This is a genomic window from Acinetobacter sp. GD03645 (genome assembly GCF_029845285.1).
In the GTDB taxonomy this organism is placed as follows: domain Bacteria; phylum Pseudomonadota; class Gammaproteobacteria; order Pseudomonadales; family Moraxellaceae; genus Acinetobacter; species Acinetobacter corruptisaponis.
In genome coordinates, this window is record NZ_JAOCLL010000020.1 from 18,713 (window position 1) to 32,339 (window position 13,627).

Annotated in this window: 11 protein-coding genes; 8 read left to right on the top strand and 3 right to left on the bottom strand. The window is 43.0% G+C overall.

Translation table 11 applies throughout. The annotated features are described in order from the left end of the window. Positions 1-5 precede the first annotated feature (5 nt). From tssK to tssH, 3 genes are read right to left on the bottom strand one after another with little or no spacing between them, the layout of a single operon-like run. Positions 6-1,370 carry a type VI secretion system baseplate subunit TssK gene (tssK, locus tag N5J47_RS14855; protein WP_279960615.1) on the bottom strand — a complete coding sequence of 455 codons (1,365 nt, stop codon included), beginning with the start codon at positions 1,368-1,370 and terminating at the stop codon, positions 6-8. A 16-nt stretch (positions 1,371-1,386) separates the two neighbouring features. Continuing rightward, positions 1,387-2,487, bottom strand: a complete 1,101-nt coding sequence (gene tssA / locus N5J47_RS14860; RefSeq protein WP_279960634.1) for a type VI secretion system protein TssA — start codon at positions 2,485-2,487, stop codon at positions 1,387-1,389. Positions 2,488-2,512: 25 nt separating this feature from the next. Beyond that, positions 2,513-5,182 (bottom strand): type VI secretion system ATPase TssH, encoded by a 2,670-nt coding sequence (gene tssH, locus N5J47_RS14865; RefSeq protein ID WP_279960614.1) that lies wholly within the window; start codon positions 5,180-5,182, stop codon positions 2,513-2,515. 374 nt (positions 5,183-5,556) lie between these two features. On the opposite strand from tssH, the gene N5J47_RS14870 reads away from it, so the two are divergent. The 8 genes from N5J47_RS14870 (at position 5,557) to N5J47_RS14905 (ending at position 13,607) form a co-directional block, all read left to right on the top strand. Continuing rightward, complete coding sequence (locus N5J47_RS14870; protein WP_279960613.1) at positions 5,557-6,249, top strand: hypothetical protein; 693 nt, start codon at positions 5,557-5,559, stop codon at positions 6,247-6,249. A gap of 19 nt (positions 6,250-6,268) precedes the next feature. Then, positions 6,269-6,772 carry a type VI secretion system contractile sheath small subunit gene (tssB, locus tag N5J47_RS14875; RefSeq protein ID WP_279960612.1) on the top strand — a complete coding sequence of 168 codons (504 nt, stop codon included), beginning with the start codon at positions 6,269-6,271 and terminating at the stop codon, positions 6,770-6,772. Beyond that, the gene (gene tssC, locus N5J47_RS14880) at positions 6,765-8,246 is read left to right on the top strand and encodes a type VI secretion system contractile sheath large subunit (RefSeq protein WP_279960610.1); all 1,482 of its coding nucleotides are present in this window, start codon (positions 6,765-6,767) and stop codon (positions 8,244-8,246) included. The genes tssB and tssC overlap by 8 nt, the downstream gene beginning before the upstream one ends. 98 nt (positions 8,247-8,344) lie before the next feature. Beyond that, positions 8,345-8,848: a type VI secretion system tube protein Hcp gene (locus N5J47_RS14885; protein ID WP_005015188.1), complete on the top strand. Its 504-nt coding sequence runs from the start codon at positions 8,345-8,347 to the stop codon at positions 8,846-8,848. Positions 8,849-8,923: 75 nt separating this feature from the next. Then, positions 8,924-9,400 (top strand): type VI secretion system baseplate subunit TssE, encoded by a 477-nt coding sequence (gene tssE, locus N5J47_RS14890; RefSeq protein WP_279960609.1) that lies wholly within the window; start codon positions 8,924-8,926, stop codon positions 9,398-9,400. Between the two features lie 12 nt (positions 9,401-9,412). Further along, entirely contained in the window at positions 9,413-11,221 is a 1,809-nt protein-coding gene (gene tssF / locus N5J47_RS14895; RefSeq protein ID WP_279960608.1) for a type VI secretion system baseplate subunit TssF, read from the top strand. Further along, positions 11,185-12,180 (top strand): type VI secretion system baseplate subunit TssG, encoded by a 996-nt coding sequence (gene tssG / locus N5J47_RS14900; protein WP_279960607.1) that lies wholly within the window; start codon positions 11,185-11,187, stop codon positions 12,178-12,180. The genes tssF and tssG overlap by 37 nt, the downstream gene beginning before the upstream one ends. After that, positions 12,180-13,607, top strand: a complete 1,428-nt coding sequence (locus N5J47_RS14905; protein WP_279960606.1) for a hypothetical protein — start codon at positions 12,180-12,182, stop codon at positions 13,605-13,607. Before tssG ends, N5J47_RS14905 begins: the two co-directional genes overlap by 1 nt. The last annotated feature ends 20 nt before the right edge of the window (positions 13,608-13,627 follow it).

Genomic DNA, 13,627 nt, shown 5'->3' on the forward strand with positions numbered 1-13,627 from the left:
TTCCCTTAACTATTCATTACGGCAATCAATTCAATACTAATGTCCTGAAAACCAGCAGGGACATAGACACAGATCGTTTCTGATTCAAGCATACGTTGATAGAGTTCGTGGTGGGGTTCGATCTCAAAATAACTCACACCCGAGCGCACAGGGATTGCGGTCGGCACCTGCATGAGATGGTGTAGGGGAACGGCGGGAAGTGCGGCAATCACACGCTGTTCCACATCAACGGTGCTGCCCACCTTAAAGCGTAATGGCACAATCTGAATAAGTTCGTGGGTTTGCATCATGCTGCTGGAGACTGCAATATAAAGACGCGTATCACGAGTGATTTTGTCCGATTCCAGACTACCGACCCAATACGATGGTCGAATTTCCTTGAGTGCAATACTGAAGTAACGACTGGAAATAATGGTATCCAGTAGTTCCCTTAAAATAAGGTCAAGCTGTTGAAAACTGTCCTGAAGCTGGTGATGCTTATAGTGAGGGAGATGATCAACATCATAGGCGGTTGAAAAGGTCAGCAATGAGCCCGTCAAACGTAATAATTCTGAAAATAGGCGTTCTGGATGAATCTGGGGATATTGCAATAAATGGTTTAGTCCCGCATAGGCAGTGTTCAATGCATTGATGAGCCAGAATGAGACAATATCACCCGAACGGAACTCGATAAGCTTTTGTTCATTTTCACGGTTGTTGCTTTGAATGGTTTTAATCTTGGCCTTAATCACGTTGAGGGTACGTTTTAAGTTGCCGATTAGAGACTCTGAAGCCGCAATATGCAAAATCGGTGGAATAAATTTCGCATCAAGTTCAAAACTGCCTGAACTTTGACGTTTTAATTTACCCACAGCCAAATACAGGAATCCATCCAGGTTTTGACTTGGTTGAATATGTGGTTCCAGTAACTTGAACTCTGCACGGCGTCGTAACAGGTTAAGCTCAGCAGGGCTGGCATCGGTAAATAAATCATGGGTTTCAGCCAGGTAATTATGGTAACGGCTGGAAAGGGAACGTATCTCATCAGCAATATTTTTCTTGTTGGCCTGTAAAATTGGCAAAGCAAGATAAACAATCATTTCACCTTTTAGGTTTAAGTCGTCCAGTAATAACGGTTCAGGCAAAAGGTCCTGGGCTGGCGCATGATAAATTTCACCATCCTGCCAGATGATTTCAACTTCCTCCAAAGCCAGAATATGGGTGGAAAGCTGAACCTCATCAAACCTTAATTTCTGTACCCCATAGGCATAGGGAATCATTGCCCGAACCGTATGGTTCAGTCGTTGTTCATGATAGGTATCCTGAATCTGGAAATGTTGCGGGCGTAGGAACAGCCCTTCTCCCCAAAGAATTTTCTCTGCTTTAAACATATTTATTTACCAGTCATTACTCATATTCATTCTTTGGCTGTACGCCCAGCATGTCCTGTAACATCTGTAATGGATGCTCATCCTTGATTACGTGCATCAACCATTCATGCAATGGCATCTGGCTCCATTTAATGGTTTTTTGCAGCATATAACTGACAGGACTGTGAGGCTCATTTTTCTCAAAATAGCTGGCAATGTCCTGTAGAACACGCATGGCCTGTTCCCGATTTTCAACATGCGATTGAACCTGTGGCTGAAAGGACAGTTGGTTTTGAGGAGGCATATGTGGAATGGTGGTTGACTGGATCACAGGGGAAATCGATGTGTCGATTTCCATCGTGTCAGAGGTTTGGGTTGACTGAACAAAGCGATCAGTTTCATAAATCTTTTTCAGGCTCAGGTGAATGTGGTCCAGACTGGAGTCAATTGCGGCAAAACTTGGTGAATCCAGCCCAAGTAAGCCATCCAGAACATTTTTCAGTACAGACCATTGCTGGAGAATGTCATTAAAATATTGATAGTTTTGATACTGAAAGTTTTTATCGGTCGTGGATAAGGCCTGTTCAAACTGTTCCAGTTCTGCTGACTGGTTACCACTTTCATAATCATCACTTTGTTTACGTCGAACATTCTCATGGTAGAGAAAATTGTCATAATCCAGCAAATGATAAAAAGGGGCGTGATTGATCAAGGGAACTTTCTTGATGAGTAACGGCAGTTGATTGATCAGACCCTGCAACAAGCCAATACGCTGGTCAAGGTCATCATCCTCAACTTCTGGATGAACCGTAAGCCAGTATTGTTCAAGCAAGCGATGGCTCAGCTCAAGACTTTTGCCAATCCCCTCAAAACCATACAGGTTTGCCCAGGCCTCAGAAAGCCAGGTGAGCAGGCGGATGTCCTTGGTTTTTGATTGCAGCAAGTCAATGGTGGTGGCTGCAACAAAATCCCAGTCGGCCTGTTTAGGCTCAGTGACCCAGTCCCCTTGGTCAAGTAGCACATCATCTTGGGTCTTCGCCTTTTTTATGGCATGAAATTCATTGGAAAATGAATAATCTTCTCCACAAGGTGATTGCTCATCAATGGGATGAAGTAATGAGGAAATATCCATATGCATCACGATTTTGGCTCAATCTTAAATTTTAAACTTCAGCTTTGGCTTTTTTACCTGAACGTTTTTTGCCTGCCTTTTCAGCAGGGTCGAGTTGATAAGTAATCTCATCATCCTGAGTGTCAATCATGATGCGCTTTGGCAATTTATGTTCAGCCAGCGCGATCAGGATTTCAGTGGCAAGGGACGGTAAAACGCTTGAGTTCAGGATATTGTCAACGTTGCGTGCGCCACTATCGACCTCGGTACAACGGTTTAACAGCAGTTCGATTAAATCCTCAGAATATTCAACCTGTGTTGCATATTGCTTTTTAATTCTGGCAACAATTTTTCCAAGCTTATGCTGAATGATTTGAACCAAAAGATCATCGTGTAGAGGGAGGTAGGGAACGATGCGCATACGTCCAATAAATGCAGGCTTGAACTGTTTGTATAAGCTCGGTTTTAACTGTTCAATCAGGTCTTCTGCGCTTGGCCATTGTTCTACTGGCTGGTTTAGGCATGCCTGCATGATGGCACTTGAACCTGTATTTGAGGTCAGCAGAATGGTGGTGTTTTTAAAATCAATCAGCCGTCCCTCACCATCCTCAAGCATGCCCTTGTCAAATACCTGATAGAACAATTCCTGCACATCGCTATGTGCCTTTTCAATTTCATCCAGTAACACAACGCTGTATGGATTGCGGCGCACGGCTTCGGTTAAAACCCCACCTTGACCATAACCCACATAGCCTGGAGGGGCACCCTTTAATGAGGAGACCGTATGTGCTTCCTGATATTCAGACATATTAATGGTAATGAGATGCTGTTCGCCGCCATATAGTTCGTTTGCCAGCGCAAGGGCGGTTTCGGTTTTGCCCACTCCACTTGGCCCAACCAGTAGAAACACTCCCTGCGGTTTATTCGGGTCTTCAAGTCTGGCCTTCGAGGTTTTAATGCCCTGTACCAGTTGCGAAAGGGCATAGTCCTGTCCCATAACCCGCTCAGCAAGCTTGTTCTCAAGGCTGAGGATCTGCCTGATTTCATCATTAACCATATTACCAACAGGAATACCTGTCCAGTCTGAAATAATTTCATTAATGATCTGGGCATTGACACGTTCAAAAACCAATGGAGCCTGACCTTGCAACTGTGCTAGATCAGCTCTTAATGAAGCAATTTTTGCCTGATGATCCTGTTCAGTTTCCGAACCCAGCTGCTGGATTTGTTGTACTAAGGCAAGCTCTTGTTGCCATCGGGTTTCAATATCCTGTATTTCTTTTTCTAATGCCGCAAGCTGTTGATTAATCTCTTCCAGACGTTGATGGTGAATCGGGAATTGTTGATGTTCATGGCTTAAAAGCTGTTGTTCAAGTTTCAGGTTATGTTGCTGTGCTTTAAGCTGATCCAGAACCACAGGCTGGGCATTTTGGGTCAGTGCCACGCGCGCGGCAGCGGTATCCAGTACACTAATGGCCTTGTCTGGAAGCTGGCGACCACTGATATAACGATGGGAGGCGTGAATTGCGGTAATAATTGCCTGATCATCAATATGCAGCTTGAAATGATTCTGCATGACAGGAATCATGGCGCGTAGCATATCAATGGCAACTTCCTCGGTTGGTTCCTCTACCTTGACCACCTGAAAGCGGCGGCTGAGGGCGGCATCTTTCTCAAAGTACTGCTTATATTCAGCCCAGGTGGTTGCTGCAATGGTTCTGAGTTCACCACGTGCCAATGCAGGTTTAAGCAGGTTGGCGGCATCATTCTGTCCAGCCTGACCACCTGCACCAATCAGGGTATGTGCTTCATCAATAAATAGAATGATGGGATGAGCAGAGGCCTGAACTTCCTGAATCACCTGTTTTAAACGATTTTCAAACTCACCCTTAACACTGGCTCCCGCCTGCAACAGTCCCATGTCCAGAACATGCAGTTGCACATTTCTTAAGGCCTCAGGAACCAGACCCTGCGAAATTTTTAACGCCAAACCCTCAACAACAGCGGTTTTACCCACCCCAGGTTCACCTGTCAGGATGGGATTGTTCTGACGGCGACGCATCAGGATATCCAGCATCAGGCGAATTTCAAACTCCCGCCCAATTACAGGGTCAATCTGCCCATTTTTAGCTTTTTCAGTCAGGTTAATGGTGTATTGATCCAGTGCTGGCGTTTTTACTGTTGTTGTGGCAACTGCTGGAGTTTGATTCGATGTTAAAACGGACGTTACATAATTTTCAGTAGCTGGTTGCTCACTACTTTTTCCACAAATATCCAGAAACTTATGCTTCATGGTATCAATTGGAAATAATTCAAATAAACTTGATGCCCTAAACGCAATTTGCTGTAAATCAGGTGCAGTTAACAAAGCAATAAATAAATGACTACTACGAATAATCGGGTTTTGCTCTGCCGATGCCAATAACCATGCCTGCTCAAATAATCGGACAATGGATTTTGTAAATATTGGAGTACGGGTATTTCCTTTAGGTAAAGCATTAATACTTTCTTTTAAATCATTTATTAAAGCTTCAAAAGAGATATTATTTTTTCTTAATAAAATGAGTAAGTCATTCGCAGGATTTTGTTGTAATAACTCGACAAATAGGTGCTCAATCTCAATTTCGTAATTTAGCTGGTTAATACAGTAGTTTGCAGATTTTTCTAATGCAGCACGAGTAGGAGGTGATAGTTTTGTAATTAAAACCTTTAAATTACCCATTTATGACTCACAATAACTTTGAAATATCAAGACCGAATAAGTGGTTTTTGCCTGATAGGGTTGTTGTTTCTTTGTTTTATTTTTTGAATAAAATCAAAAACTTGTTTTAACTCTAAAAGAGTGTACAGATTATTCTACACCAAAAATTGTCACTTTTAAACAAAAATTGCACCTGATATTGAAAAAATTTTTATTCAGAAAAAATTACAAAACCTGATTAATGTTAATAAACGTAACTGGTATTGACTTTGTGTGTGATTTTTTTGTTAAATGCGCCAAAATGATCTAAATGTATAAGAATTGACGAGTAAGAGGGTTTTTTAACAATAATTGTCAGCTCTTCAATTATAAGTTAAATAATGACGAGGCATATTTTGAAAAAAGGTATTTTAATATCAATTCTTTGTATAACTACAAGTTTGATGGGGAGTTTGGTTTATGCAAATGATCAAGAAATAAAACCAATTAAATTAAAAAGTAAATGTATTAAAAAAAATCCATTGGTTGCCAATCAAACTGATCCTGAATTATTAGGAATATATCAGCAGGTATGTGATAAACAGAATGCCGAGCATGTAAATGATTTATTGGCTCAGGCTGCAATGAGAATGTATGAGCTAAAACAACCCTTGAATGCCTTACAGCTGGCAACCCAGTTGCAACAGCAAAATGTGCGTGGCGCTGCCCTAACTGATGTGACCTTTCTTGCCAGTGTGGCGATTGCAAATGGTGCGCTACAGCACATGCGTACTGATGAGATGCGTTATTTGAGCAATGAACTGACTTATCCACCAGCAAAGCAGTTGAGTGATGATATCCGTGTAGCACTGCCAGCACCTGACACCTCAAATATCAAGGCGGTTACAGAAGAGTCGTTAAAAAAAGAAGCCCATAGTTCAGTGACGAATACGCGACGAGTGGCAACCCGACCAAAAGTACGGCCGCAGCCTGTTCGAAATATAGCGGCCCAGACTGCAAAGCGCCCAGCTGCCGCCGCACCAGCGATCGCTAAACAATCACCAACTGTTCAAAAAACAGGGGCGAATCCATTTGATTCGTTGAAATAATAATCAAGGGTATACAATTATGGCAAAAAGAGAAAGCGTACAGAAAAAACTGCAACGCATTCGTCCTCCTCGTGTCCAGCTCACTTATGATGTTGAGGTGGGAGATGGTAAGGAATCAAAAGAGCTTCCATTTGTTGTTGGGGTGATGGGTGATTTCTCCGCTGCCTCTGAGTTGGAAAAGACCAAGTTAAAGGATAAGAAATTCATCAATGTCGATCTGGACAATATTGATGAAGTTATGGAGTCTCTGGCCCCACGGGCAGCTTTTCAGGTTGAAAACACCCTGACGGAAGAGGGTGGTCGTATGTCGGTTGACCTGACGTTCAACTCAATGGAGGATTTTCGACCAGAACAGGTAGTTCAGCAGGTTGACCCACTGCGTAAGCTGGTTGCAGCCCGTGAACGTCTAACTGATCTCCGCAATAAAATTTCCAACAGCGAGCGTTTGGAAGATTTACTGGATGAGGTATTAAAAAATACAGATCAGGTTCGTCAGCTGAGTGTGGAGGCGGAAAATGAATAATTTACAAGCCTTGGCAGTGAATGGTGTTGAAGCTGAATCAGCAAATTTACTGGATTCGATTGTTGAACAAAGCCGTATTGCCCGCAATGATGATGAGCATGTCCGTGCAAAAAGCTTGATTGGTGAGCTTGCCAAAGAGGTGATGGCGGGAACAATTACAGTTTCTGAAAACATGACCTTGTCGATTGACAAACGTATTGCGGAAATTGATGCACTGATATCAAGGCAGCTTAGCCAGATTATGCATCATGAGCAATTCCAGAAAATCGAGTCAACCTGGCGGGGACTGTACTATTTCTGTCAGGAAACACCGTCCAACCCAATGATTAAGATTCGTATGCTGAATACGACCAAGAAAGAGTTGGTGAAGGATTTTCAGGGTGCGACTGATTTTGACCAAAGTACCCTGTTTAAAAAGATTTATGAAGAGGAATATGGTTCATTTGGTGGCGCACCTTACGCAGCCCTAATCGGTGACTTTGAGTTTGACCGCACCCCATCTGATATGTATTTGTTAGAACAGGTGTCGCATGTGGCGGCAGCGGCCCATGCACCTTTCATTGCAGCCGCAAGCCCAAGTATTCTGGGACTTGAGTCATTTACCGATATTGACCGTCCGCGTGATGTTTCAAAAATCTTTGAAACCGCAGAATATGTGCAGTGGCGCTCTTTCCGCGATAGTGAGGATTCACGTTATGTCGCACTGACCATGCCGCATGTCTTGGGCCGTCTGCCATATCATCCGAAAGAGGGAACCGCAACCGAGGGCTTTAATTTCATTGAGGATGTTTCTGGTGAGAACCATGATGACTATCTGTGGATGAATGCTGCCTATGCCTTTGGCACACGTCTGACCAATGCATTTGACTCTCATGGCTGGTGTGCCGCAATTCGTGGTGTTGAGGGCGGTGGTCTGGTTGAGGGTTTACCTGTACATACCTTTAAGACATCGGATGGTGAGGTGGTGTTTAAGTGCCCAACTGAAATTGCCATTACGGATCGCCGTGAAAAGGAACTCAGTGACCTTGGCTTTATTCCGTTGGTGCACTGTAAAAATACTGATTATGCCGCTTTCTTTGGGGCGCAGTCTGCGCAAAAGCCGAAGAAATATGACAGCGATACCGCAAATGCCAACTCCGCGCTTTCAAGTCAGATCCAGTACATCATGGCGGTTTCACGTATTGCCCATTACCTAAAGGCGATGATGCGTGACAAGGTGGGAAGCTTCGCATCGGCAGGCAATGTTGAAGCCTTTTTGAATGAATGGCTTTCCCAGTATGTGTTGCTTGATGATGGTGCATCTCAGGAAGCGAAAGCACAATATCCGCTTCGTGAGGCATCGGTAAAAGTTGTAGAAGACCCTGCTCAACCAGGCCACTACAAGTCCGTGGTTTTCTTAAGACCACATTTCCAGCTGGATGAGTTGTCCGTTTCTTTGCGACTCGTGACTGAATTACCACAGTCCTCAAATTAAAAAATGAGATCAGCTAAAGGGACTGTTGATATTTCACAGATGCATGGCTGAAATGTAAATAGCCCCTAATAACTTTAATAAATAGAGGTAAGTTTTAAATGAAAGATATATATATTGAGTTTCGTGGTAAATACAAGGTAGATGGGGAATCTCGCGATTCTGAACACAAGGGGTGGCTTGAAGTCAACTCTTGGTCCCACAACATCCGTCAGCCTAAATCTGCGACCTCAAGTAGTGTTGGTGGCCATACCGCTGAGCGTGTTGAACACTCAGACATGATCTTTGTTAAGGATCTGGACGCAACCAGTCCAAAACTTTGGGAAGCATGTTCTGCGGGTTATACCTTTGATGAAGTGCAGATCGATTTTTACCGTGCCAATGGTGACAAGCGTATCAAGTACCTGCAAATCAAGCTGAAACATGTTCTGGTTTCAAGTGTGACACCCACTGTAAATGAAGAGGGTGTACCAACTGAAGCATTTGGCCTGAAATATGCCGCGGTTGAGTGGACCTATAACCAGCAGGACATCAACGGCACTGCGAAAGGCGCTGTTACCAAGAAATGGTCACTGTCTAACAACACAGCTTCATACGCTGCGTAATAGAGGCTGTGATTTTCAAATAGGGGTTAATGAAGTTATTAATCCCTATTTTTTCCCAATCCTGTTTTTATAAAAATGAATTTAGATCAACTTTATCCCTATGGATTTCGGTCAACCTTGTTTGACCGTCTGGTACCTGAACATGAAGACTATTTAAGGGGATTGTCCATTCAGCAATTACGGAAGTCCGTGGCCCGCGATCTGGAGGATCTGCTCAATAGCCGAATCGTGCAGTTTGATGGGGATATGGATGAATACCCTCTGGCAAAGAAGTCAATTTTGCAGTTTGGAATCATTGATTTTGTGGGGCTTTCGACAGCCAATCCATTGGATCGGGACAAAATCTGCCAATCCATCGAGCAGTCAATTGCCGCCCATGAACCACGATTGAGGCAGATAAAGGTTGAGATGTTACTGGATGGCCACAATATGGGGGCGCTCTGTTTAAGCATTCAGGCCTACTTCAACATCCATCCTTTGTATGAACCTGTTTTTTTTGACGCTTTACTCAAGCCAACAACACAACAATATGTTATTTCTGCAAGAACCTAGTGTGAGCGAACTGTGATAGAGCAACTTTTACCGTATTATGAAAAACAACTACAAGAATTCGGTCAACAATCTCGAGAGTTTGCGCAGAAATACCCAAAGATTGCGCAACGACTGTCATTGAATCAGGAACAGATTGATGACCCACATATTGAACGGTTAATTCAGGCTTTTTCACTGATTGCTGCGCGTATTGATAAAAAACTGGCAGACAGCTACGACATTTTTACCCATTCCCTATTTGAGGTGATGTTTCCTCAATATCTACGCCATTTTCCTGCCTGTACAGTGGTCAGTTTTGAGGATGTCAACAAGCTGAAACAACTTGGCTCTGTACATACGATTCCCCAGAAAACCACCTTGAAGTCTCGCAGTTTTAAAGGGGTGCAGTGTGAGTTTAACACCAGAAATGAGGTTCGGTTATTACCGATTTCCCTGACCAAGCTAGAGTTTCAAACCTCACCAAGTACCCATATGCACTTAAACCAGAATGCAACCTTGAGTTTGAAGTTTGAAATTTTTAATGATGCGCAAAAATGGATACTGGATGAGAAACTGCCGATTTATTTAGATGCGATTTCCAACTTTCCGTTACAGGTTCTGGACTGTATCTTTCGTAGCGAAACAGGTTTTTCTTTGCGTATGGGGCAACATGTTTTTGAGATTAACAATCCCTTTGCAGTGATGGGTTTTACTGAACAGGAAAGCCTATTGCCGATTGATCAACACACCCATCATGCCTACCGTTTATTGATGGAGTATTTCTGCTTTCCTGAAAAGTTCAATTACCTGAATCTTGATCTCAGTTGTTTGAAAGGAAAGCTTCAGCAACAGAATACATTCGAGATTCTGATCCATCTCAAACTGAACTTAAATGATCAGGCTGTGGTTCGAAATTACTCTGAACTGAATGTCGCAAACTTCAAGTTATTTACCACGCCAGCCATCAACCTATTTGAAAAACAGGCTGAACCACAGAAAGTTTCGCATACGCAGTTGCAATATCCACTGGTGACTGATGCACATCATCCAGAGCTTTATCAGGTTTATTCAGTGGTTGAAATGAATATGGTGCGGGAGAAAACCAATCAGGAACAAACTCATCTTCCTGTTTTACCTTTTTTTGCAATGAGCCATTATCACAATGACAAAGTGCAGTTTTTCTATTCTCTGAATTATTTGCCATCACCAACCAAAACCATGCAAATGGGCTATTCGATTGTTTCGAAGCATCTAAAACCCTATGAAATCAAATCGGATTTTATTAGTACCGCCTTGTTATGCTCCAATGGTGATTTACCCCATGAGGCCTTGAGTCAAAGCAACAATATCCTGAACCTGAATGACAGCAGTCTGGCGAGACGCGCACTGATTTTAAAACGCCCAACCTCACCATTCTATTTTGACAGGAATAAAAATGAGCAGTGGCGCATTATTTCCCATCTTTCACTGAATACTTTGGCGTTGATGAAAGGCGATGCCTTGAGCCATGTCAAGGAGCTTTTGGCTTTATATAACCTGCCGCATTCAAAGGAAAATATTTTACTGATCGATGCGCTGAAACAGCTCAGTTTTTCCACCACCAATAAATTGATGAACTCCAAACCATTTCCGATGTTTATTCGTGGTGTACGGGCTGAACTTACCGTTAACAGCAGTGTATTCAGGGGGCACAGCCTCTATATTTTTAGCCAGTTGCTCAGCCACATTTTTAACCTGAAAGTTCAAATTAATAGTTTTGTCGATATTGTGGTGAAAGACAGCCTTAACCAACAGGAGATATACCAATGCGTTCAGAACGTTGGTGGCAAGACGCTTCTGTAGTCGACCAGCTTTTCAAGAAGCCAGGCTCATTTGAATTTATTCAGTCGACACGGTTATTACGACATCTACCTACGCCATCTCCGCAGCAGGACTGGTCTGAGGATTTCGAGTTTGGAACGTCTTTTAGTTTAAGTTTTCCTGCGACTGAAATCGAGGAGCTGAGCTATCAGGATGAGCGTATTCATTTAACCAATTTGGTGGTGGGGCTAACGGGTACGCAGGGTGCGTTGCCTTATACCTATACCAATAAGCTCAAGCATGGGACTCGGCAGCAACGTGCTGAGGTTAAGGCATTTCTGGGCTTGTTTAACCATAAACTCACCAGCAAATATGTCGATGCCAGCATTGCCTATAACCTGCCAGTCCGTTATGAAATAGAAGCTGACAACCATTATTTAGATATTCTGCATGCCTTAAATGGCTACATTCGCTCCCAGCATGACCAGCACGATTTAGATGAATATTTTGCCGAATTTTCTGGATTGATGCAGGGACAGAACAATACTGCCCATGCCTTAAAAACTGTTTTATCGTGTGTGTTTAATGAGCAGGTGCATATTCAGGAATTTGTGAAAGAAAAATTCCAGCTGGGAGATGAACAGAAAACCACTTTGGGCGGAAAAAATCCAAGCTTATTGGGAGTCAATACATTCTGTGGAGACACGGTCCAGCAGGTTGATGGAAAGATTGAAATCCAGATTGGTCCATTATGCCGTGAACGATATTTGGCTTTTTTACCTCATCAACCATTAAATAAAAAATTAAAGCACCTGATCCAGACATGGTGCAGCCCGACCTTGTTTATTGATGTTCGACTGATCCTTGATAAAGATGAAGTGAATCCAATCCGTCTGGATTCCACCCATGAAATTGGTTTGGGGCAAGGGGCATTTTTAATGCCGTCCATACAACTACAACATAACACTGAAACACGTTATGCACTTTTAGGAGCCGCATAATGGTCAAGAAAATTCTGGCGACCCTGATCAGTTGCTTTATCCTGACTGGATTGGTTGTGGTCTATTATTGGCGGGATATCCAGTATCAGCCTGAATCTGCGGATCTAATCAATTATTTCTTGATTCTGCCAATGGTTATTACATTGATTCTGCTTTCGCCTTGGTTGATTTATAAGGCTTATCAAGCCTATAAACAGAACAAACAGCAGGCTTTGGAAAGTGGGCAAAATCAGGAAAATGGAACAACAGGGCAGCAGGGTGTTGTGCCAGAAAGTAAATGGCTGAAACTCAATCTATATGCGGCAGGTGCCTATAGTGCATTGGGTGAAAATGAGGCAATTCTGGACGGAATCAAGGCATTTACCAGTCCGCAGCTGGATCGCAATTTATTGAACTTTCAGGGTCTGCCAATTTTATCCTACCGTATTGAAGACCTGGACCAGCAGTTGGGAGATGAGCAGGATGAGGACTCATTTCTATCCGTGCGTCAGCAACGGATTATGGCGCTGATTCAGCATCAAATTGGACAACATACTGAACTTTTACTTTCCATTGCAGACCATCTCAAGCGGTCTAGCCTGTTTTATGAAAGCCAGAATCTGCATGAATATCGTATGCATCCCGCATGGATTGACCCAGCCTTTTCGGGGAATGAGGACGAAGCTGAATCAACCCAGCAGATTGAGCAGGTGTACCGTTTGGACAAGCTGAACCTGCATATTCTGTTGCCTGAAGATGTGGTGCATACCTGGAATGATACGAGTAGTAATGAAAGTATCCAGACGATTTTTTATGACCTTGGATTCATTCCTCAAAAATTTCATATTGAATACCACTTCATGAGTGAGGCATCCACAGACCAGCTTTTAGTTGAATTACTGCAACGTATCCACAATCAGCCTCATGAGATTTCTCTGTTGGTTGCTGCTGACTCAGAAATTGACCAGGAAATGATGGATGAAAAGTTTTTGGGAGCCAATACTTATATTCCAGCTGAATATGTGGGTAGTAGCTGTCTGGCTCATCCAGCACTCCAGCTTGAACAGCTACAACCATTAAAGACCCTAAAGCTGGTTGCCCATCAAAATAACTTAAAGCAAATCTTCAAAGAACTGGATATTCATGATCTACCACAATATCAAGATGAAGATCCTTTTGTGCTGGTGCTTGAAGATGCCACTAACATCAAGATGGTAAAAGGGCTTGAGCAGTTTTTCGCCCACAGTCCTGTGGAGCAGCACCATTATTTGTATTGTAAGCCAACTGTTGGGCATACCCAGAATATGGCAAAAATTTTTGGGCTGATGTTGGGGGCACATCTTCCAGACCCACAGGTTGCCTTTGTTTATAGCCAGGATTTGAAAGCGTTTATCCAGCCTTTTCCTGAAACCACACCCGATCATGAAAATGCGGCAATTGCTGATTGATTAACTTTATTAAGAATTCG

Bases quoted from the DNA above. Each gene is read 5' to 3' on its own strand.
- N5J47_RS14905 (WP_279960606.1), top strand. From the start codon at position 12,180: ATGGTCAAGAAAATTCTGGCGACCCTGATCAGTTGCTTTATCCTGACT.
- tssC (WP_279960610.1), top strand. From the start codon at position 6,765: ATGAATAATTTACAAGCCTTGGCAGTGAATGGTGTTGAAGCTGAATCA.
- tssE (WP_279960609.1), top strand. From the start codon at position 8,924: ATGAATTTAGATCAACTTTATCCCTATGGATTTCGGTCAACCTTGTTT.
- tssG (WP_279960607.1), top strand. From the start codon at position 11,185: ATGCGTTCAGAACGTTGGTGGCAAGACGCTTCTGTAGTCGACCAGCTT.
- tssA (WP_279960634.1), bottom strand. From the start codon at position 2,487: ATGCATATGGATATTTCCTCATTACTTCATCCCATTGATGAGCAATCA.
- tssB (WP_279960612.1), top strand. From the start codon at position 6,269: ATGGCAAAAAGAGAAAGCGTACAGAAAAAACTGCAACGCATTCGTCCT.
- tssK (WP_279960615.1), bottom strand. From the start codon at position 1,370: ATGTTTAAAGCAGAGAAAATTCTTTGGGGAGAAGGGCTGTTCCTACGC.
- tssH (WP_279960614.1), bottom strand. From the start codon at position 5,182: ATGGGTAATTTAAAGGTTTTAATTACAAAACTATCACCTCCTACTCGT.
- N5J47_RS14885 (WP_005015188.1), top strand. From the start codon at position 8,345: ATGAAAGATATATATATTGAGTTTCGTGGTAAATACAAGGTAGATGGG.